Consider the following 21,565-nt stretch of genomic DNA (forward strand, 5'->3'; position numbering starts at 1 on the left):
CATGTCCACCGCAGCCGTACTCCGCTCCGAGTGGATCAAGATCAGGACCCTGCGCGGAACCGCGTGGTCGTTGCTGGCCGTCTTCCTGCTGACGGCCGGCTTCGCCGTCGCGGCCAACGCGGCGACCGGCGACTCCGAAGCGGACAGCGCCGACTTCGACGCGCTCTTCTCCGTCTTCCTCGGCCTCAACCTGGGCCAGATCGCGGTGATCTCCTTCGGCACGATGGCCATGTCGTCCGAGTACCAGGGGGGAGCCATCCGCGCGTCGCTGACTGCGGTGCCGAACCGGGGCCTGTTCTACGCGGCGAAGCTCGCGAACGTGGCGGGCCTCGCGCTGGCGATGGGCCTGGTGACGACGTTCGTGTCGTTCCTGGGCGGCAGCGCCTTCCTGGGCGACGCGGCGCTGAGCCTGGGCGACGGGGACGCGCTGCGCGCCTGTCTGGGCGGGGCCGTCTACCTCGCGCTGATGGCGCTCTTCGCAGCCGGCCTGACGGCGGTGCTGCGCAGCGGCCTCGCCGTGCTCAGCATCCTGATCCCGTTCATCCTCATCGTCTCCATGATCCTGGGCGAGACCTCGGGTTCCATCGCCGACTACCTCCCCGACCGCGCCGGACAGCAGGTCCTGTATGTGAACCCGCCGAGCGACCTGACGCCGTGGGCAGGCCTTGGGGTAACGGCACTGTGGGCGGGCGCGGCGGTTCTGGCGGGGTGGTGGTCCCTGAGGCGCAGGGACGCGTAGGTCCCGCGTGACAGGCCGGGGGAACGGATGAGACCGGCTGCCCCCGGCCTGCCACGTCCTCGGGCACAGCACATGCCCGAGATCGTGAACGCTGACTCGGACCGCTTCATCGACCTGCCGGAAGAGCTGGAAGGCGATCTGATCGAGATTGGAAGCACGCTTCCTGCCTGGAGCGTGGAGGGCGCCTTCCTGGCGGGTTCCACGATCGAGAGGTACCCGACCAAACTGGACTCGGCTCCGCTGTTCGATGAAATCAGGGGCCGTCTCCTCGCCGCGCTGAACGGGGCGCCGGGGGGATACGCCGTGGTGCGCATGGGGAACATCGCCCAGGCACTGGGAGTCGGGGACCAGTTCCTCCGCTTGGCAACGGCGATTCTTGCCGAAGTAGCGAACCCCTTCCAGCCTTTCCAGCGATGGCCGCTGTGGAAGGAGCTCGGGACCAACCTCAACGCCAACCCCGGCCTGTCCACCGGTACGGGGTACAACGCATTTCACATGGACTTGGTCAACGCGACCCAGCCGCCGGACTACACCACGCTTCTGTGCGTCCGCCCCGATCCGCTCGGTGCCGGCGCGAGCATACTTTCCGATGCTCGCGAGGCCGTATCGCGCTTGACGTCATCAAGTCGCGCCCTCCTGGCCGACGTGGCATACCGCTACGGATCGTTCTTCGAGCTGTCTGACGTCGGCGAGGAGTACACGCCGTTCCCCGTCCTGGACGGCGAACCCGAAGACCTCGGATTCGTCCGGTTCACCGCCAAGATGCTCGCCGAACCCGGACTCGACGAGGGGCACGCCCTGGCGGCCAAGGAACTCGCGGACCGGATGGTCGCCGGCCAGGTCTCCTGCACGCTCCGGCGCGGCGACTTCCTGATCGTGAACCAGCACCGCTGGGTCCACGGCCGCGAGCCGCTCGGCGACGGCCGGCACGGTGTCACGCCCGAGAACCGCCGCCTGCTGCTCCAACTGTTCCTGCGCAGTGCGGGCGCCGCGGGTCAGGCCGCCTCGTAGGTCGTGCGGGCGGGTGTCTGGCCGGGTCTCGCGGAGGGTCCTAGATCCGCGAGTTGCGCAGCGACTGCCACACAGCGCCGGTCAGCGCCCGCGTCGCCCGCGGGACCGACAGTCCCTCGTGCTCGCGGTACAGCTCCCAGTTGTACGGGACGAGCGACAGCTTGTTGGAGGACAGTGACCCCGCCTGGTGGGCCCTGTACACCGCAAGCGGCTCGGGAAGGCCCCGGGCGTCAGCGCCGTCGCGCATGATCGACAGCCACAGCGCGTAGTCCTGTCGCTTCCGCATCTCCGGCATCAGCCTCGTGCCCAGGACGTTGCGGTCGTACATGGCGGTCAGAGCACCGATGTGGTCCTGGACCAGCATCGCGCGGTAGTCCACGTGTTCCCGCGCGCGGACCACGCGCCCGTTCGGGATGAAGTCGGTGCTCTCGCCGTCGTAGTCGGCGTCCATCTTGAAGTACGAGGTGAACGTGAGAGGTGCACTACCCGCCGCCGCGAATTCGATTTGCCGCTCGGCCTTCTCCGGCAGCCACATGTCGTCACTGTCGAGGAAGGCGACGTAGTCCCCCCGGGCCCGCTCGACAGCGAGGTTGCGTGCCCGGCCGGCACCGCCCCGTTCGGGTGCCGATTCCGGCAGGACGCGCTTGTCCTGCCGGGCGAACTCCATGAGCAGGTCCATGGAGCCATCGGACGACTTGTCGTCGGTGATCAGCAGCTCCAGGTCGCTGTGGGTCTGCGTGAGCACCGACCGGATTGCCGGGCCGAGAGTGGCTGCCGAGTTGTACACGGGCATCACGACAGACACCAGGGGCACAGCGCTTCTCCTTGCTCAGCCAGGAACGACGGTCCATTCAAGCACTGCGATCGAGCAGGAGCTGCCATGCATGTTGTCGTCGCTGGTCAGGGCTATAGGGGACTGCCGCTGGCCGTCCACACCGCAGAGGTGGGGCACCGTGACGTCGGCTTCGACGTGGACCCGCGGCATGGATCGCCGCCCACAACGCGCACGTGGACTACCGCGTCCTGTCCGCGCACCTGCCTCAGTGGATGCCGGCCGGAGTGCTCGAAACGCTCCGGCTGGCCAGGGCCACCTACCCGGGCCTGCCGAAATGCTCGCTCGACGCCCTGATCGAGCACGTCCAACCAGACCTGCGAGCGGCCCCGCACAGCGGCACCGAGCCATGTTCGACGCCTACGCCACGGCCCAGCTCCTGATCGCCATGGCAGCCCACTACAACACCTGGGACCAGCTCGTCGCAGCGGCTCGTCGGCGAGGTGCTGGTGGATGGCCTGGACGAGGTCGTCGCGGGAGGCGAAGTGGTAGAGGAGTGCGCCTTGGTCAGGCCGGTCTCCGCGGCAACGGAGCCGAAGGTGACGCTCTTGACACCTTCGCACTGCACGACGCGGGTGGCCGCTCGCCGCCATCGCGGTGCCGCTCGGTTCGCGCGATCTCGCCGCGACGGCGTCGGCATTCGGGTTCAACGAGGAAAGTTACGCGCCCGCGGTGTCCCGGATCTTCCTGACCCGGTTGCGGTGTGCGGTCTGCTTCGCGCGGTTGCCGCAGATCGCCATGCTGCACCACCTGCGGACGCGCCCGCGGGTGTGGTCGACGAACATGAGCGTGCATGTGGGGCCTTCGCAAACCTTGACGTCGGAGAAGTCCTCCTCGCTGAGGAGTCTCGCCAGCGCTTCGCCGATGGGCAGCAGCAGTGAGTCCGGTGAGCGCCAACGGCGTGTCCTGCGCAGTTGGAGACCTGGTGCGTTCTGCTGTTTCACGAAGTCGAGTTGGAAGAATCCCTCGTCTCCTGCGAGCAGTCGGTTCAGGGCCGCCAGTTCTGCCAGGGTCTCCGCCTCCAGGCGCCTGCCCTTGTGTTCGCGGACGAATGTTCGGAACTCCTCGCGCAGGCTCCGCGCCTGGGCGGCGACTGTGTCGAGCTCGCCGGGCATGGCCTGCTCCCGCAGTGATGCGAGTGTGTTGGGCGAAACCAGCTCCGCCTGCCCCAGCCAAGCCAGCAGGCCGGCGCCGTCCTCGATCCAGTCGATCTGTGTGTCGCCAGGTGTCGCGACCGAGTTGAGGAAGTCCAGACCGGGCGAATCGGCCAGGAACAGAGCCGGAGTGTGTTGGGCCATGCTGGCTGCACCTTCCCGTGCGTGAGTGCGTGGCGTCAGCGCTGGAACGCGAAAGTAACCCCCCTGGGCCGCTTTGACAAGTTACTGCGACGCTCGTAACCTCGAAAATGAGATCAGGGCGGTTATTCATTAGAGTACGCCAACTCGCCGAGCAGGCCGTCCCGGAAGGGACAGTCAATGTCCGAGAACAACGTCGGAGTGGTGCTGGTCCACGGGGCGTGGGCCGACGGGTCAAGCTGGAACAAGGTGATCGCCGGGCTCGGATCCGAAGCGGTGAAGGCGATTGCCGCGCCGCTGCCGCTCACCTCACTGGCCGACGACATCACGGCGCTCGACAGGACGCTGGAACTGGTCGACGGTCCGGTGGTGCTGGTCGGCCACGCCTACGCCGGCGCGGTCATCGCCTCGACGGACGACGACAAGGTCGCCGCACTGGTGTACATCGCCGCACTCGCACCGGAACAGGGCGAGACAGTGGCCGACGTCTTCTACCGAGCGGAGCCGCACCCCCGGGCACCCACGATCGTCCCCGATCACCACGAACTGATCTGGCTGCCCGAAGACGCCTTCGCCGACGCATTCGCCCAGAACGCCTCGGGGCAGGAGCAGGCGCAGCTGGCCGCTACGCAGCGGCCCCTCGCAGCTGCAGCCATCAAAGTCCCGGTGGGGCGTCCGGCCTGGAAGGACCGGCCGAGCTGGTTCCTGGTGGCCGAGGAGGATCGCATGATCCCTCCGGACACCCAGCGGTTCATGGCCCGGCGGATGAAGGCCCGGGTGCGCACGGCCCCCGTCGATCACCTTCCCATGCTCACGGCGCCGGGAGCGGTCGTCGACATCGTGATGGAAGCCGTGCGCGAGGTCGGGTCGGAGAGGTGACGGATCCGGCGAAGCTGCGGCGGTCATCCGAAAACGCAAGACGGGTAACCCTTCGAGTTCCGCTTGAACAGTTACCAATGGAGTCGATTTCAACAGTTCTTGAGGCCACGCTCCGGTGGCTGCCCAGAAAAAGGGGGAACGTCATGGTTGACATTGCATACCGCACGGCTGACGTGGACGGCCTGAAGGTGTTCTACCGGGAAGCCGGGGAACCGGATGCACCCACACTGATCCTGCTGCACGGTTTCCCCTCCTCGAGCCACATGTTCCGCGAGCTGATACCCCTGCTTGCCGACAGGTTCCACATCGTCGCCCCTGACCTGCCCGGCTTCGGCATGTCGGACATGCCCCCACGAGACGACTTCGACTACACCTTCGAACACATCACGGATGTGATCGACCGTCTGACGGAGGTATTGAGCCTGGATCGCTTCGCACTGTATGTGTTCGACTACGGCGCGCCGGTCGGATTCCGGATCGCCGCCCGCCATCCCGAGCGGATCAGCGCGATCGTGTCGCAGAACGGCAACGCGTACGAGGAAGGCCTGAGCGAGAACTGGAATCCGGTGCAGGCGTACTGGAAGGCCCCGTCGGCAGCCAACCGGGAAGCGATCCGGACGCTCGTACAGCCGGAGACGACGGTCTGGCAGTACCAGCACGGCGTGCCCGACGAAACGCGGGTCAGCCCGGACGGCTACGGGCTGGACAACCACTACCTCGCGCGCGCTGGCGCGGACGAGATCCAGCTCGATCTCTTCCTCGACTACGCGAGCAACGTCGCTTTGTACCCCACATTCCAGGAGTACTTCCGGACCAGGAGGCCGCGACTGCTCGCGGTGTGGGGCAGGAACGATCCGTTCTTCCTGCCCGCCGGGGCCGAAGCCTTCAAGCGTGACATCCCCGAAGCCGACGTGCGATTCGTCGACACCGGCCACTTCGCCCTGGAAACCCATGTCGAGGAGATCGCGACGGCGATTCGTGGCTTCCTCACCAGCTAGGCAGCGAGCGGTCGGTGTGCGGATCGCGCACTGCAGGGTCACATCTCCCCACCCGGCCGCCGACACGGAAGAGCCCGTTGACTGAAGGGTTCATCGGCGGTCCCGACCGGGCGGACGACTCGAGTTCAGTGAAGGAAAAGAGAAGTGACATGTCGAAGTCAGTAGCAGTGGTCACCGGGGCCAGCCAGGGTATGGGGCGCTCCACGGCGATCCGGTTGGCGCGGGACTTTTCCTCGATCGTGCTCGTCGCACGGAACCGAACCCACCTGGAGGAGACAGCCGCCAAGGTGCGAGAGGAAGGGGCCGAGGCACTCGTCATCGACCTGGACCTGTCGGACCGGGCGGCGGCCGCAACGGTGGTCGGGCAGACCCTCGATGCCTTCAAACGCATCGACGCTCTGGTCAACATCGCAGGTGCGGTGCCCCAGATCGATCTCTTCGAGATGACGGACGAACAGTGGGACGCGGGCCTGGGCCTCAAGCTCCACGGGGCCCGGCGACTGACGATCGAGGCATGGCCGGCGCTGACCGAGACCAAAGGTTCCGTCGTGCTGATGTCGGGCAACTCCGCCATCTTTCCCAAGGCGCCCTACGCGGCGGTGGGCACGATCAACGCAGCGATCGCCGCCCTCGCGAAGGCCTTCTCCGACCGTGGCATCACCGACGGCGTCCAGGTCAACAGCGTCATGCCCGGCCCTGTCATGACGGATCGCCGCCGCTCGTACCTCAAGCACTGGGCGCCCATCCACGGCATGACCGTCGAGGAAGCGATCGACAAGTTCCCGCAGCAGGCCGAGATCGGACGCTACGGCCGGCCGGAGGAGATCGCCGAACTGATGGCTTTCCTGGTCTCACCGGCGGCCCGCTGGATGACCGGCTCGACGCTCCGCATGGACGGAAGCGAGGTCAAATCCGTCTGATCGCGCAAACATACGTTCCGCCGCGCGCGACGCCCGCGGTCTGCTGACACCAGCAGGCGGGTCCTGGTGTCCAGGTCGAGGCGGGCCGGAGCGGCCTCGCTCGACGACGGCGGCACGGTCGGGGTGATGCATCGTTGGTTCCCTTGCTCGTGTGCGGGGCTCAATCAGGGATGTGCCGGGGCAGGCAGGTCCACGTCGGGCCGGCGCGGGTCGGGGCCGGCCGGGATGACGTCGGAGGTCTCCACCGACCAGCGCAGCACGGCATCGTGCAGGCGCCGCTCCACCTCGGCGTGCTCGGGGCGCCCCGCAAGGTTGGTGGACTCGTGCGGGTCCTCGGCACGGTGGTACAGCTCGGGCTGCTCGTACAGCCGCCACACGTACGTCCACTCCCTGTCCCGGACGGCGACGGCCTTGCCCACCAAGGTCGGATCCTTGTGCTGGAGCGCCGACTTCAGGTCGTACGGGAAGTCGGCGCGCTCCATCTGGGGCTCCTCCTCCACGGTGAACCCGCCCTCGGTGAAGGCGAGTTCGCGGTGCGGCGCCGCCGGATCGCGCAACAGCGGCAGGAGGCTGCGCCCGAAGTGGCGATGGGGCGCGGGCACGCCCGCGATGTCGAGCACGGTGGGCAGGACGTCGACCATCTCCACCATCGCATCGCACTCCTGACCGCCCTCACCGAGCCCGGGAGCGCTGATGATCAGCGGGTCACGGGTGATGCAGTCGTGCATGGCGGACGGCCACTTCTCGATCACCCCGTGGTCGCCGAGGTATTCACCGTGGTCGGCGAAGAAGAGGGTGACGGTGCGTTCCGCGACACCCGCTTGCTCCACTGCCCGGGTGATTCTGCCGAGTTGGTCGTCGAGGCGGGAGACCATTCCGTAGTACGTGGCCACGACCTCGCGCCACTGTTCGGGTGTGACCCGGTCCAGGCCGTGCGCTTCGCGGATGGCGCGCAGATAGCGTGGTTCGCCGGAGGGGTCGCCCGGCGGGGCCGGATCGGGCACCGCATCGCGGTCGAACCGCGAGAACCACGGCTCCTCCACCTGGAACGGGCAGTGCGGCGCCACCAGCGGCACGAACAGCACCCACGGACGGTCCTGCGGGGGCTCGCGCAGCCACTGTTCGGCGGTGTGCACCGCCGCCTCGTCGGGGTCGATCCGGCCGTCGTCGGGGACTCTGCCGCGGTAGAACAGGCGGGACCAGACGCCCTCCGGGTAGTCCCCGCCGTAGAGCCTGCTGGGCCGGGTCGAGAAGCCGTACTCGTCGACGCTGGACTCGGTGACGCCGGGCGCGAAGGTGTCGCCGCGCATTCCGGCCCACGTGACGTGGTATCCGGCGTCCTTGAGGACGCGCAGGAGGTTGGGCTCGTGTTCCTTGAGGAGGTGGGTCAGGGTGCGGTGGCCCGCGGTGTGCGGGTACCAGCCGGTGAGGATGGAGGCGCGGCTGGGCGAGCACACGGGGTGCTGGACGTAGGCATTGCTGAAGCGGGTGCCGCGCGCGGCGAGCGCGTCGATGTGCGGGGTGCTCGCGTGCGGGTTGCCGAAGGCGCCGATCGCGTCCGCGCGCAGCTGGTCCGGCATGAAGATCAGGAAGTTGGGGCGGGTACTCACGAGGCGTTCTCCGTTTGCTCGGTGACGAAGGCGACGGCGCGGCACACCGGTTCTTCGAACCAGCGCTCCTCGCCGCTGCCCGGGTTGAAGAATCCGTGTGGCGCGCCCGTGTACTCGACGAGGCGGCAGTCGGCTCCGGCCGCCCGCTCGGTGTTCCGGAACCACCGAGCGGGATGATGTCGTCGGCCTGGCCCTGGAAGGCGATCGCGGGCGGCACACCAGGGCGTGTCAGTTGAAGCGGCGAGGCGGGCGGCGGTGCGCGGGTCGAGGCCGAGCTCGGCGCGGAAGTGGTCGAGGATCTCGCCTCTGCCGCACAGGTCCACCACAGGGTTGAACAGCACGAGCCCGGCAGAAATCGGGTCGGCCCCGGTGAGCGCCGTGGCCGTCGCAAGCTGACCGCCCGCCGAGGAACAGCGGTGACAGTGTGGCAAGTTCACGGATGTGCGCGACGGCCGTGGGGGCGGCGTGCGCCGGTTCCCACAGGAGCAGCGGGAGTCGGTCTCCGGAAGCCGGTGAGGTGTGGTGGGTTCTGGTCTCGATGGTGGTGGTCATGCGTGTTCCGTTCGGCCGGGGGCGGCGCGGCGGGTCAGTTCCGCCTGGAGGGCCGCGGCGTCGCGCGCGTAGGGCCGGTAAAGCAGAGTGACGAGCGCGCCGTTGGCCAGCATGAGGACGACGGTCAGCCAGAGGAATGCCGTCTGCAGGCCGAACGCGTCGCCGAGATGACCGACGAGGAGGGAGCTGAGTGCCCACCCGGCGGCCTCGGCGGAGAGCATCAACGCGAAGGCGGTGCTGCGCAGTTCCGGCACCACCACGGACATCACGATCGGTCGGTTGATGCCGGGATTGACGCTCTGCACGGCGCCGAGCAGGCTGAACAGGACCGCGTACACCCACAGCGGACCCCAGTCGATCTGGGTGGCGACGCAGGCGAGCACGGCATAGGTGACGATCGCGGTCTGCATTGCCGCGATCCGGCCGGCGCGTGGTCGACGCCGGTGGACCCGGTCGGCGAGGAAGCCGCCGAGGAACGTGCCGAGCAGGTACGCGATGGTGACGGCCGGCGTCACCAGGGAGGCGGTGGCATTGCTGAAGCCACGCTCGTCCACCAGGAAGGTCACCCCGAAGCTGATCAGGATGAACTGCCCGGTGGTCAGGCGCTGGACGCAGATCAGCAGCAGGGTGCGATTGCGCAGCAGACCGCGCAGCTGCGCCCGGGTCAGCCGGGGCGCAGCCGCCTTTCCGACATTGCCGCTTTCCGTTGCGCCGACGCCGGGTTCGTACAGGAAGGCGAGGATCAGCACGCCGAAGAGCACCTGGACGGCGCCGGAGGCGAAGAAGCCGTACCGCCAGCCGTTCTCCACGTCCGCGAGGAGGCCGAGCACCGGTCCTGCGACGCCCAGCCCCAGTGCGGCGATGCCGTAGAGCACGCCCGCCGCGCGGCCGCGACTGGCGTCGTCGAAGAGGTCGGCCACCAGGCCGTTGACGAGCGGGCCGCCGCCCGCGAACCCGGCCGCGGCGACGGTGGCCAGGACGAGGAGCTGAACGAAGTTCTGGGCGAGACCCATGGACGCGGTCCATACGCCCCAGAAACCGCAGCAGACGGCGAGGACGTTCTTGCGCGGCCATCTGCGGGCCAGGGCGACCCACACGGGCCCGGCGATCACGGTGACCAGCTTGCTCGCGGCGACCAGCTGGCCGAGCGCGGCGAGCGGAAGACCGAGGGCGGCACGCAGCGCGGGAAAGAGGACGGACAGCACACTGGACTCGCTGTTGTCGACGCTCAACAGTCCGCCGAGCAAGGAGAGCTGACGCCATCGACGCGGGGCTGAGGGCGGTGGCGCCTTCGCGGGCGGCGGGGCGGCCTGCGACGGTGCGGACGGTACGGCATCGGTCGGCATCACGGCTCCTTGCGGGTGCGGGGACATGCGAGGGCGAGGCGGGTCAGTCGCCCGACCCGGAGAGAGTGCGCTGGTCACGGGTCTGCAGCAGATGAGTCCAGCGTTCGAGGAGCTCAGCGGTGCGCGGCCGGTCGGGGGCGTGCCAGGACACGGGGATGTTCAGCGTCGCGAGGCGCTGCTCCAGGTCGTCTGCGAGATGCTCGCGGCCGGTGGCGCGCAGGTGCGCGGCGTAGCGGACGGGGTCGTTGTAGTACGTCGGCCCGGTCTGCAGGGTGGCCTGCATGGGGTCGGGCAGGGCGCCGGGCCGGCCCGCGTACTCGTGCCACCACTCGGCGAGACGAGACCGCATCAGGGCGGCGAGTTCGGGCTCCTCGCCCATCAAGTCCCTGGTCAGATACGGGTCCTTGGACACGTCGAAGAGCTGCTCCCACTCGGCACGAAAGCTGCCGGGATGGTAGGTGCGGATGTAGAGGTGATCGCGGGTGCGGACGGCACGCTGGTAGGTGTGGGCGCCGTGGCCGAGGACGAGGTACTCGCGCGAGTCGATGCGCTCGCCGCGGATCGCGGGCGCGAACGACTCCCCCTGCCAGCCGGCCGGGACGTCCATGCCGAGCAGGTCGCACAGAGTCGGGGCGAGGTCGATGTTGTAGAGGAGGGCGTCGTTGCGGCGGGCCTTGTCGGACAGGTGGTCGGTCAGCCCCGGCCAGTGCACGATCAGCGGGACGCGCTGGACGGGCTCGCCGGCATGCCCGTGTTCGGCGTACGAGCCCAGCTCGCCGAAGGACTCCCCGTGGTCGGCGCTGACGATCACCGCGGTTTCGTCGGCGATCCCCAACTCCTCCAAGGTGTCCATGAGTTGGCCGAAGCAGTGGTCCCAGTAGGCGACGGCGCCGTCGAAACCGTTCACGAGGTGCTCGAAGTCGGCGCGGGAGCGGATCGCGTCGGGCATGTTGTGCGGTACGGGCGAGGTGCCCGCGCCACCGATCGAATAGTGCAGGTCGAGGGCGCTGCGCGGGCCGTACACCTCGGCATGCGCGGCGATCGTCTCCTCGTCCGGCCAGGACTGCACTGGCCCGGAGGCAGCCATCTTCTCGGTCCACTCCGCGGGCTGCGTGTAGTTGGTGTGCGGGTCCCAATAGGTCAGGTGCAGATACCAGTTGTCGTCGTCGGCGTGCCGGCGCAGCCAGTCGATCGCGGCGCGGTTGACGTCGTGCGCCTCTTCGTCGCCCATGCGGTCGGTGGCGCGGATGGACTCGCGGAAGTTGGCGTGGAAGAAGTACGCGCGGTGGCGTTCGGCGAAGACCGATACGGCGGCGGTGTAATACCCGCCGAAGCCGAGGCGCTGGCCGAGCAGCGGCCGGTCGGGCTCGGGGCCGTGCCCGGCGTCGAGCCGGAACTGGGCGGCCGGTCCGAAATGCCCGATCACGCCGTTGGTGATACCGAACTGGCCGCTCGTCAGGGCGGTACGGGACGGCAGGCACGGCGAGTCGGAGCAGTAGTAGCGGTCGAAGGTGACGGACTTGTCGGCGAGCTTCTGCAGGTTGGGGGTCGTGGGCCGGTGATATCCGTACGGGGTGGTGTGGTCGGCGCGGAGAGTGTCCACGTCGACGTAGATGATGCGCATGTGCAGCTCCCGGCAGGGGATCGGGCAAGGGGCGACCGCCACGTGGCGGTGCGGCTCGCCACGCGCTGCGAACGCGGTATGCAGGTATGCAGGTATGGAGTTATCGAAGGTTTCGAGACGGGTTTCCGGTAGGGGGCGGGGATCAGCGGCCGAGCCGGGCCTCCAGGCGGGCCTCGGTCAGCTGGAGCCAGGCGATGTAGGAGGCGGCGAACGCGTAGCCGTGCTCGTGGGCCATGGTGTGCACCTCACGGGCCCAGTCCGCGTCGAGGCCGTCGATCTGCGGCTCGTACGGGGCGGGGACGGGCAGCGCGGCGCTGCCCGCATCGTGCTTGAGCCGGTACGCGAGCTCGGTGCGGACGACGTCCAGGGCGATCTCGGGATCGAGCTGACCCGCGAAGAGGAAGCGCAGCTTGAACTCGGGATCCATGGGTCGCGGCGACGGCTCGTACGGGGAGCGCGCCCACGCCAGCAGCGCCTCCTCGCCCTCCTCGGTGAGCCGGTAGACCTTGGCGTCGGGCCGCCCTTCACGCGGGTCGACGTCGAAGTCCACCCAGCCGCGCTCCACCAGGGTGCCGAGCCTGCGGTAGATCTGCGGCAGCTTGACGCCGTAGCCGATGTACCGGCCCGGCCCGTCCATCCAGCGGCGCAGGTCGTAGCCGGACAGCCGACGAAGCGCCAGCGCACCGAGGATCACGTAGTCGAGCTGCATCCGACCTCATATGTTCTTGGGAATCTATCTGGCCCAGATTCACCCGGGGTTCGGTTGCTGTCAAGGGTCATGCCACGATCAGATCGCGCAGCGGAACCCGGCATGGCCGCTGGAGCTGTCCGGACTGTTGGCGGTCCGGGCGGCGACGCGGTAGCGATTGCAGTACGAGGCGTGGCACATGTGCGAGCCGCCGCGGATCACCTTGTCCGAACCCTGCGGCGGCCCCTGGGGGTTGACGAGCGGCCGGGCGGATCCGTGATCGGTGGTCCACCAGTCGATGCACCACTCCCAGACGTTGCCGGAGGTGTTGTACAGGCCGAAGCCGTTGGGATCGAAGGCGTCGGCGGGGGCCGTGCCGCGATACCCGTCGGCGGCGGTGTTCTTCCCGGGGAAGGTGCCACGCCAGATGTTGCAACGGTAGCTGCCGTCGGGGTCGAGCTCGTCGCCCCAGGGGTAGCGCTTCTGCTCAAGTCCCCCGCGCGCCGCGTACTCCCACTCGGCCTCGGTCGGCAGTCGCTTGCCCGCCCACGCGGCGTACGCAGCGGCATCGTTCCAGGACACATGCACGACAGGGTGGTTGCCGCGCCCCTCCACTGTGCTGCCGGGCCCTTCGGGCCGGTCCCAGGCGGCGCCCCGCACTCCGCACCACCAGGGGGTGCGCTCCGGCCGGGGCACCCCGCGCCGCAGGGCCGCCGGCAGGAAGGCGGCGAACACGTACGACCAACCGATGCGCTCGGCGTCGGTGCGGTACCCCGTGGCGGCGACGAAAGCCGCGTACTGCTCGTTGGTCACCGCGCACACGTCGATGCGGAACGGGTCGAGCCGCACCGCCCGCACCGGCCCCTCGCCGTCCCCGGCGAAGCCCTCGGTGTCGTCGGTGCCCATCAGGAACTCGCCGCCCGGCAGCGGCACCATCCCCTGGTCGTCGCGCACCCGGCCCGGCGCGGGGAACAAGGGCACCGACACGGCCGCGGACCCTCCACCGTTCGGCATGCAGCAGCGCGCGGGGGCGCGGGAGACACTCATCTCGGATCCGATCCTCCTGGTCATCGGGGGTTGTCCCCATCAACAACTCCAACCTATGTTCGTACGAACATAGCTATCCAGAGCCGCGGGAGGGAAGAGCCGCATGAAGGCGATCGTGGTCATGTTCGACACGCTCAACCGGCGCTTCCTTCCGCCGTACGGGGCGGGAAGGGATCAACGCGCCGGACTTCACGCGCCTCGCCGAGCAACGGCGTTCCTCATCCGCGCTCCTGGCCGGCCGCGACCCGATGCCCAATGACATACGCCCCCTCGGGCTACACCAGTGATCAATCGATGGCTCCAACAGTTGCCAGGAAATGGCTGTCCGGCCATGGAGTCGCGGGAGACCTATGCCCGCGTCGCACGGGGCCGGGCGGTCTTCCTGACCGAATGTGGCATCCAACTCTTCGACGCGCGGACCCAGTTGAAGCGATGTCTCAGCGCCTGCCCAAGTCCTTCGCCCGATGCCGGGCCACCCATCGGCCCAACGGGAAGAACACGCGCCACCGTGAGAGCGTTCATCACCAGGTCGTCCTGGTGATCGTGGGCCTTGCACGTACGGCGAGGTGTTCACCACCGATCGTTGCAGCGAGGGACTGCGACCCTTCAATGGGCAGTCCGCAGGCTCGGCCGTCGGCACGAACAACGGCAGCGTCGCCGGTCAGCCGCGGGCCGGCCGGACCTGAGGCTATTGCTCCCATGACGCGGCGCGCTGCATGGTGAGACCACGCGGGTACGAAGGCTTGGGAGAGCATGTGGAAGAGTCACAATGGATTCAGCGGCGGGTCTCGACCAGCAGCAGGACCTTGCGATTACCGAGGGCATTGCTCTCCTTCGCCCTTGTCGATCTGACCTGGGAGATCGTCAAGGCCAATCTGAGCAGCCATGTGCGCGGAGACTGGCCGTGGCGGCTCACGGTGCTCGACGCGTCCACATGCGCAGCCGTGGTCGCTCTGCTGACCGGCATCATCGTGACCCGGTCCCAGCTGTCTCAGACCATGCAGCCCGTTTTGAGTTGGTCCGGGTTCGCGGGACACAGCCGCGAACTGACGGACTCACTACGAACGGTCTCCCTCGTCAATGCCGGCGGGGGACGATCCGTGGTGCGCTCCGTCACCTACCGGATCCGGGCATCCGGGCCATACGCGGACGGCGCTGACTTCCCCTCCGGCTGGATGTCCTGGCACGACGCCATCGACTCGCTTGTGGCACTTGGGCTCGACCGGGGCCAGGACTTCTTCCTCCTTCACCTCGGTTCCGGCGCGGCCATACCGATGACGAACGTCGGCCGAGATGGTGTGGAACTGCTCGCTCTGGGCTCGAAGGCTCTTGAGCGCCTGGCCGTGCTCGACATCAGAATCCAGGTCAGCGACGTCCTGGGCGATGTCCATGAACGAGATCTGCAGTGCATTCGCCCACTGCCAAGGACGCGCCACGGCGCCAGCGCATGACACCGCCTCAGGCTGCTCATTGAACCGACCGGGCACGCAAGTGCACCACGAGGCCCCGTTGGCCCGGTCCGGGCCGGACTGCCGCCTGGACGGACGGCCGTGACCGCCGGAAGCCTGTGCAGGGCACCGGTGAGGACGTGCGGACTCCGGAGCCGTCCGGCTCCCGAGTCCGGTTGGGCCATCACCTGCTTGAGGTCGGCTGATCGGTGCTCTGCAGTTCCAGACCCATGCACTCGGCGAGGCCTGCGGCGAGTGCCGACAGCGTCGGGTGCTGCCAGACGAAGTTGCCGGCGAGCTCGACCCCGAGGTCGGATTCCAGACGGACCCGTAATTCCATGGACAGCAGTGAATCGAAGCCCAGCGCCTTCAGGGGGGTCTGCGGGTCAAGGGTGGTGCTGCCCAGCCGGAGAACTCCGCGAATGTGATCGGCCAGGTAGGTCTCGAGTGCCTCGCGCCGGGCGGTGCCCGGTGCCAGGCCCGTGAGACGGGCCTGGATGTCGGGGGAGTTCTCCGGCAAGTCGGCCGCGTGTTCGTTGCCCGGGGCGAGGAGGCTGAAGAACGAGGACTGCCGTCCGGCGAGGGGGATCCAGGTGCTCGGCTCCCCGGGAATCACTCCGGTCTGGACCCGTCCGTGTGCCAGGAGTGAGTGGAGCGCCAGCAACCCCTGGTCGGTCGGGATCGTCTCGTAGCCCCGGCTGCCGAAGTCGGTTGCGGCACCGGTCTCGCCCCATGGCCCCCAGTTGACGGCGAGCGTGGGCAGGCCTGCGCTGGTCCGCCAGGCGGCGAAGGCGTCGAGCCAGGAGTTGGCGGCCGCGTACACGCCCTGCCCGGGGTTGCCCAGCAACGAGGCCATGGAGGAGAAGACGACGAACCAGTCCAGTGTGTGTGCTGATGTGGCGTTGTGCAGTTGCCATGCGCCGGTGACCTTGGGGTTCCATACGTGCTTCAGCTGGGAGTCTCGGATGTTGGTGATCGCAGCGTCCTCGAGGACCATGGCGCAGTGCATGACACCGCGCAGAGGTGTCCGGTCTTCGGTGGCGGTGGCCACAAGGCGTTCGGCGGTACCGGGTTTGGCGATGTCGCTCAGTACGACAGTGATGCGGGTACCGTCGGCGGACAGCTTCCTGATTGCGCGTGCCGCCGCGAGGGAGGGAGCTGTACGGCCGTTGAGGACGATGTGACTCGCGCCCTGCCCGGCCAGCCAGTGCGCGGTTGCCAGGCCGAGGCCGCGCAGGCCGCCGGTGACGATGTAAGCGCCGTCGGTGTGAACGACGGGCGGCCCCTCGGGAAGGACTGCGGTGGTTTCCCCTCGGTCCGGGATGGTCAGGACCAGCTTGCCGATGTGGCGGGCGCCGGCCATCAGGCGGAATGCGTCGGTGGCTTCGGAGAGCGGGTGCGTGGTGCAGAGCAGCGGCTTCAGCCGGCCTTCGGTGAACTCGGTGAGAACCTCACGCAGTACGGTCGCGAACATATCGGGACGGGTCCGCCGGAGTTCGATGAGATCAACGGTGCTCAAGGTGATGTTGTGCCGGAACGGGGCCAGCCCGACAGGGGCGTCGGCCAGGATGTCGCGCACTCCCAGCTCGACGAAGCGGCCGAAGGGCCGGAGCGTCTCCAGTCCTGCTCGGATTGCCGCACCGGAGAGCGAGTTGAGGACGACATCGACGCCCAGTCCATGGGTGGCGTTGCGGGTCTGCTCGGCGAAGTCCAGGGACCGGGAGTCCATCACATGGCTGATCCCGCTGCCCCGTAAGTATTGTCGCTTCTCTTCGTTGCCGGCTGTTGCCAGCACCTCGGCGCCGAGCAGCCGGGCGACGGCGACCGCCGCCATACCGGTGCCCCCACTGGCCGAATGGATCAGTACGCGTTCCCCCGCGCGCAGCCGGGCGACGTGGCGCAAGGCGTACCAGGCGGTGAGGAAAGCCGTGGGCATTCCTGCTGCGGAGACAGGGTCGAGCATGGCCGGAATCGGGGCGACCACGGTCGCGGGCACAGTGACGAACGAGGCGAAGGCGCCGCCTTCGAGGTGCACGGCGAGCACCGGGTCGCCGACGCGCAGGTGCTCGACGCCGGGCCCTGCTTCGGTCACCACGCCTGCGCACTCGAAGCCGATCCGGTACTGGATGTCCTGCTCGCCGGGCAGGAGGCCCATGGCCGTGAGTACGTCGCGGAAGTTGACGCCCGCCGCCTGGACGCGCAGCTCCACCTCACCCGGTCCTGGAGTCCGGCGCCCGGTCGCGGCGAGTTCCAGACTGCCGAGGTCCCCGAGCCGCCCCGCGCGGAGCCGGAATCCGTCCACCCCGTAGCGCACGGTGCGGGTGGCGGCCGTTACCTCCTCGGAGGCGGCGAGCGGGGCGCGATCGAGCCTGGCGATGTACCGGGTGGCGCCTCGTAGGGCGATCTCGTCCTCGTGGCCGTCGGCGAGCAGTTCTTCGGCCAGACTCCGCAGGCCCAGGTCGCCATGGTCTGTGTCCACCAGGGTGGCCCGCATGTGCGGGTGCTCGAACGCCAGGACGCGAATCACGCCGCGCAGGGCGCTTTGCTCGAGGTCCACGGTCTCGTCGGCCGCTACCGCACGTGCCGCCCGGGTGACCGCGTACAGGCGAGGAGGGGTGGAACTGCGGGCGGCTGCCTGGGCGATACCGAGGATTCGCCGCGCACGCCGCTGGGCGCCCACGGTGGGATCGTCCGTGGTGGTGGGCGATGTGCCGCACAGCATCACCACGGCGCGCGAGGGGGACGGGACGGCCTCCAGGTGTGTGCTGACGGAGTCGCCGAACAGTCCGAGCCGCTCATCTCCCAGCGGGGTGTCCCACACCTCGGCCCGGGCCCCGGCCTCGCGCAGGATGCGGGCCAGTGCTTCGGCGTCTTCGCTTTCCTCGCCGATGACGAGCCAGTTTCCGGGCGGGCTCGGCTGGGTGGCCTGCGGACGTGGGGCCGGATGCCAGCCTGCCTCCAGGAACCACTTGTCGGCCGTGTCGGCCTTCTGCGGGCGTCGGCGTGCGAACCTCACTCCGTCGAGGGCCATCACCGGATTGCCCGCTTCGTTCAGCAGGCGGGCATGCCCCACGGCGCTGTCGGCCGTGGTCTCGACGATCCGCGCGTGGCAGTACGCAGCGGTCGCGGGATCGCCCAGAATCCGTACGGCCTGCATCTGGACGGGGAGGATCAGTCCCTGGCCGGCGTCCTCGACGGGCCCTGCGACCAGGAGTTGCAGGCAGAGGTCAACGAGGACGGGGTGGACTTGCAAGGAGTGCTCTGGGGTCCGAGCGGGCTCCGGGACCTCCACACGGGCCCAGAAACTCTCGCGGCTGCGGGAGGCGCGCAGCTCCGTGATTCCGGCGAACGCCGGACCGTGTTCCAGTCCCCGGGTACGAAGTCGTGAGTAGAGGGCTGCGGAGTCGATGGTGACCGGATGCCTTCGGGCCAAGGTGTTGACGGAGACGGTGCGGGTGCGCGAGGGCAGGGAGAGACGGCGCAGCACGGCGGAGGCGTACGTCACCCACTGGCCGTCGTCGCCGCGTCCGAAGATCTCGCATGTGGCGTGATCCGGGGTGGTCAGGGTGACGGTCGTACTGAGGTCGGTGTGCCCGGTCAGGCGCAGCATCTCCCGGAATGAGACATCGGTGATCTCTACGTCGATGGGGGCGGCGTCGAACACCTCGCAGGCGGTGGTCAGCGCGATGGCGTAGTGGGCGGCGCCGGGCAGTACCGGGGTGCCGTGCACTCGGTGGTCGGCCAGCCAGGGCAGTTCCGTGGTTCCGGCGTTCCCCTGCCAGCAGTGACGCACCCGTTCGCCGGGTACCTCGGTGTGGCTGCCCGGCAGCGCGACGGCCGAGCGTGCGGCGCTCTGTTCGCCGGGGGTGGCCGGCCGGGCGGCATCTGCCCAGTGGCGCTTGCGGTCGAAGGTGATGGTGGGAACGTCCGCGAGGCGGTCTTGCGCGTACAGCGGCGACCAGTCGACTTTCACACCCGCGCAGTGCAAGGCCGCGAGCTGGGTGCGGAACGTGGTGGGTTCATCCTCTGCGCGGCGCAGCGTGGGCAGCACGACCGGTTCGCCGGCCAGGTCGCCCAGGCTCTCCACGACGGCGTGTGTGACGACTGGGTGCGGGGAGACCTCTACGTACACCAGGTTCCGGTCTGCGCCGGCCGTGGCCACCGCCGGGAAGAAGCGGACCGGGTTGCGCAGGTTGGCGCACCAGTAGGCGGCGTCGAAGGCCGGCACCTCGTGCGGGTCCTGCAGCACGGTGGAGTAGAAGGGGACCTGGGGATGCCGAGGAGCCAGGTCGCAGAGAGTGGCGAGGAGTTCGGCGAGCAGCGGGTCCACTTGCGGGCTGTGGGAGGCGACGTCCACCGCGATGGGCAGTGTGGGGATTCCGCGGTCCTTCCAGTCGGCGACCAGCCTTGCCACCTGTGTGGTGTCGCCGGCCACGACGGTGGAGTTCGGTGCGGCAAGGACCGCCACGGAGACGGACTCGGCATCGTTCGCGACGAGTTCGGCCTCCACCGAGGCCCGGTCCAGTCCTACGGTCGCCATGGCGCCGGCTCCCGCGATCCGGGAGAGCAGCGAGGAGCGCCGGCAGATCACCCTGGCGCCGTCCTTCAGTGACAGTGCCCCTGCCACGACAGCGGCCGCGACTTCTCCCATGGAGTGGCCGATGACACCGGCCGGTTCGACTCCGTGAGCGCGCCAGGTGGCGGCCAGCGCGATCTGCAGGGCGAACAGCACCGGCTGCACCTTGGAACACTCCGTCACCGGTTCACCGGCGCGTACCACGTCCAGTACGGAGAACCCGGCCTCGGCGGAGATTTGGGAATCGGCTTCGGCCAGGGCCGCCGCGAAGGCCGGTTCCTGCTGCAGCAGCCCGCGCCCCATGCCCGGCCACTGCGAGCCCTGCCCGGAGAACACCCATACCGGCTGCCGGGAGACGGTGACACTCGTCGGCCCCGACACCACGGCCGGGTGGGCCCGGCCCGCTGCGAACGACCTCAGTGCGCCGACCGCGTCGCGCGTTGAACGGGCCACGACTCCGAGACGTCCCCGCCCCGCGCTGCGTCGCAGGGCCAAGGTGTGCGCGACGTCGCGCAGCGGTACCTTCGCGCCGTCGCCCTCCAGCCAGTCGGCCAGACGCAGTGCCGCGGCCGGCAGTACGGCGGGGGATCCGGCCGGGACCAGGACCACTTCGGGTGCGGCGGGAGGGGTCTGTCGCCGCAGTGGCAGGGCTGTTCGGCTGTCCCGTGGCGGTTGTTCCAGGATTACGTGGGCGTTGGTACCGGAGAATCCGAAGGAGGAGACCGCGGCCAGCCTGGTCGGCGCCTGTACGGGCCACGGGGTCAGCTCGGTGGGTACGAAGAAGCGGGTCTTGTCTGCGGCGATGGCCGGATTCCAACGGGCGAAATTCACGTTGGGGGGAATGAGCCCGTGCTGCAGGCACAGGACGGTCTTGATCAGTCCGGTGATCCCGGCGGCGGGCTCCAGGTGGCCGAGGTTGGTCTTGACCGATCCCAGAGCGCACCGGCCGTGGCCGGTGCCGTACACCTGTGCCAGGCTGGCGAACTCGATCGGGTCACCGACCGGGGTTCCCGTTCCGTGAGCCTCGATCATTCCCATGTCCTGCGGGTCGATCCCGGCGTTGGCGAGCGCCTGCTGGAACAGGGCCCGCTGGGCGGTGGGCGAGGGAGCGGCCAGGCCGTCGGACCGGCCGTCCTGGTTCACGGCGGTGCCACGGACGACGGCGAGGATGCGGTCGCCGTCCCGTTCGGCGTCGGCCAGGCGTTTGAGTACGACGGCGCCGCAGCCTTCACCGCGGACGAAGCCGTCCGCGGCGGCATCGAAGGTGTGGCAACGTCCCGTCGGCGACAGCATTCCCATCCGGGCGAAAGACAGGGTTGTTCTGGGTCGGAGCATGAGCGTGACACCGGCGGCCAGGGCGAGATCGCATTCGTTGTGGAGCAGTGCCCGGCAGGCCAGGTGGAACGCGACGAGCGAGGACGAGCAGGCCGTGTCGAGTGCCACGCAGGGACCGTGCAGGCCCAGGAGGTAGGAGATACGGCCTGCGGCGACGCAATGCCCGTTCGTCAGGATGGAGCCCTCGAGTTCCTGGGGCTGTCCGGCGAGCTGATCCATGTAGTCGTTGTAGCTGAGACCGGCGAAGACCCCCGTCGGCGAGCCGGTCAGTCGATCCGGTGGGAGCCCGGCGTGTTCCAACGCCTCCCAGACCACCTCCAGCAGCAGCCGGTGCTGGGGATCGAGGACGTCCGCCTCGCGGCCGGAGACACCGAAGAAGTCCGCGTCGAAACCCGACACGTCGCCGAGGTACCCGCCTCGCTGAGGAGACGTGGGCCCGCCGGGGGTTCGTTCAGCGTCGCCTTGTGCCCAGAGCGTCTCGCGTCCCGGCGGCGGATTCCCGACTGCCTCCTGCCCCTGCGCGAGCAGCCGCCACAGGGCCGCGGGAGAGTCGATGTCGCCGGGAAGCCTGCAGCCCATGCCGATCACGGCGAGAGAATCCGTCGCGTCGTTGGAGGTATGCCTGTGTCGGCCCATGGGAGTTCTCCTTGTCGATCGGCTGCGCA

At 68.9% G+C, this 21,565-nt stretch carries 15 protein-coding genes and 1 pseudogene; 6 read left to right on the top strand and 10 right to left on the bottom strand.

The features are described 5' to 3' along the window. The first annotated feature begins 1 nt into the window (after position 1). Positions 2-739: an ABC transporter permease gene (locus ACFVYE_RS18005; RefSeq protein ID WP_383958969.1), complete on the top strand. Its 738-nt coding sequence runs from the start codon at positions 2-4 to the stop codon at positions 737-739. Positions 740-823: 84 nt separating this feature from the next. Then, positions 824-1,750, top strand: a complete 927-nt coding sequence (locus ACFVYE_RS18010) for a TauD/TfdA family dioxygenase (protein ID WP_389606281.1) — start codon at positions 824-826, stop codon at positions 1,748-1,750. 40 nt (positions 1,751-1,790) lie between these two features. Here ACFVYE_RS18010 and ACFVYE_RS18015 read toward each other — a convergent pair whose 3' ends face one another. From ACFVYE_RS18015 to ACFVYE_RS18025, 3 genes and pseudogenes are all read right to left on the bottom strand, one after another. Next, positions 1,791-2,564, bottom strand: coding sequence for a glycosyltransferase family 2 protein (locus ACFVYE_RS18015; protein WP_389606283.1), 774 nt, complete (start codon positions 2,562-2,564; stop codon positions 1,791-1,793). Between the two features lie 452 nt (positions 2,565-3,016). Continuing rightward, positions 3,017-3,222 (bottom strand): annotated as a pseudogene (locus ACFVYE_RS18020) (TetR family transcriptional regulator); the annotation flags it as partial. A gap of 19 nt (positions 3,223-3,241) precedes the next feature. Beyond that, a complete protein-coding gene (locus ACFVYE_RS18025; protein ID WP_383958967.1) occupies positions 3,242-3,880 on the bottom strand; it encodes a CGNR zinc finger domain-containing protein in 639 nt (212 codons plus the stop codon). A gap of 177 nt (positions 3,881-4,057) precedes the next feature. Between ACFVYE_RS18025 and ACFVYE_RS18030 the strand changes: the two genes are divergently transcribed. The 3 genes from ACFVYE_RS18030 to ACFVYE_RS18040 all read left to right on the top strand — a co-directional run bounded on the left by ACFVYE_RS18030 (position 4,058) and on the right by ACFVYE_RS18040 (position 6,674). Continuing rightward, entirely contained in the window at positions 4,058-4,756 is a 699-nt protein-coding gene (locus tag ACFVYE_RS18030; RefSeq protein WP_389606285.1) for an alpha/beta fold hydrolase, read from the top strand. A 143-nt stretch (positions 4,757-4,899) separates the two neighbouring features. Further along, entirely contained in the window at positions 4,900-5,754 is an 855-nt protein-coding gene (locus ACFVYE_RS18035; protein WP_389606287.1) for an alpha/beta fold hydrolase, read from the top strand. 149 nt (positions 5,755-5,903) lie between these two features. Then, entirely contained in the window at positions 5,904-6,674 is a 771-nt protein-coding gene (locus ACFVYE_RS18040) for an SDR family oxidoreductase (RefSeq protein WP_389606289.1), read from the top strand. 164 nt (positions 6,675-6,838) lie between these two features. Here ACFVYE_RS18040 and ACFVYE_RS18045 read toward each other — a convergent pair whose 3' ends face one another. The 6 genes from ACFVYE_RS18045 to ACFVYE_RS18070 all read right to left on the bottom strand — a co-directional run bounded on the left by ACFVYE_RS18045 (position 6,839) and on the right by ACFVYE_RS18070 (position 13,541). Continuing rightward, positions 6,839-8,284: a sulfatase-like hydrolase/transferase gene (locus ACFVYE_RS18045; RefSeq protein ID WP_389606291.1), complete on the bottom strand. Its 1,446-nt coding sequence runs from the start codon at positions 8,282-8,284 to the stop codon at positions 6,839-6,841. Further along, positions 8,281-8,625 (bottom strand): hypothetical protein, encoded by a 345-nt coding sequence (locus ACFVYE_RS18050; RefSeq protein ID WP_389606293.1) that lies wholly within the window; start codon positions 8,623-8,625, stop codon positions 8,281-8,283. Before ACFVYE_RS18050 ends, ACFVYE_RS18045 begins: the two co-directional genes overlap by 4 nt. A gap of 207 nt (positions 8,626-8,832) precedes the next feature. Then, on the bottom strand, positions 8,833-10,182 hold the full coding sequence (locus ACFVYE_RS18055; RefSeq protein WP_389606295.1) for an MFS transporter: 1,350 nt from the start codon (positions 10,180-10,182) through the stop codon (positions 8,833-8,835). Between the two features lie 43 nt (positions 10,183-10,225). Beyond that, the gene (locus ACFVYE_RS18060; RefSeq protein WP_383958953.1) at positions 10,226-11,806 is read right to left on the bottom strand and encodes a sulfatase; all 1,581 of its coding nucleotides are present in this window, start codon (positions 11,804-11,806) and stop codon (positions 10,226-10,228) included. Between the two features lie 142 nt (positions 11,807-11,948). Further along, on the bottom strand, positions 11,949-12,515 hold the full coding sequence (locus ACFVYE_RS18065) for a PadR family transcriptional regulator (protein WP_383958951.1): 567 nt from the start codon (positions 12,513-12,515) through the stop codon (positions 11,949-11,951). 78 nt (positions 12,516-12,593) lie between these two features. Beyond that, a complete protein-coding gene (locus tag ACFVYE_RS18070) occupies positions 12,594-13,541 on the bottom strand; it encodes a formylglycine-generating enzyme family protein (RefSeq protein ID WP_383958949.1) in 948 nt (315 codons plus the stop codon). A gap of 806 nt (positions 13,542-14,347) precedes the next feature. On the opposite strand from ACFVYE_RS18070, the gene ACFVYE_RS18075 reads away from it, so the two are divergent. Next, positions 14,348-14,992 (top strand): hypothetical protein, encoded by a 645-nt coding sequence (locus ACFVYE_RS18075; RefSeq protein WP_389606298.1) that lies wholly within the window; start codon positions 14,348-14,350, stop codon positions 14,990-14,992. Between the two features lie 181 nt (positions 14,993-15,173). Here ACFVYE_RS18075 and ACFVYE_RS18080 read toward each other — a convergent pair whose 3' ends face one another. Beyond that, positions 15,174-21,536, bottom strand: coding sequence for an SDR family NAD(P)-dependent oxidoreductase (locus ACFVYE_RS18080; RefSeq protein ID WP_389606300.1), 6,363 nt, complete (start codon positions 21,534-21,536; stop codon positions 15,174-15,176). Positions 21,537-21,565: the final 29 nt, after the last annotated feature.

This window comes from Streptomyces sp. NPDC058239, from assembly GCF_042882185.1.
Classification (GTDB): domain Bacteria; phylum Actinomycetota; class Actinomycetes; order Streptomycetales; family Streptomycetaceae; genus Streptomyces.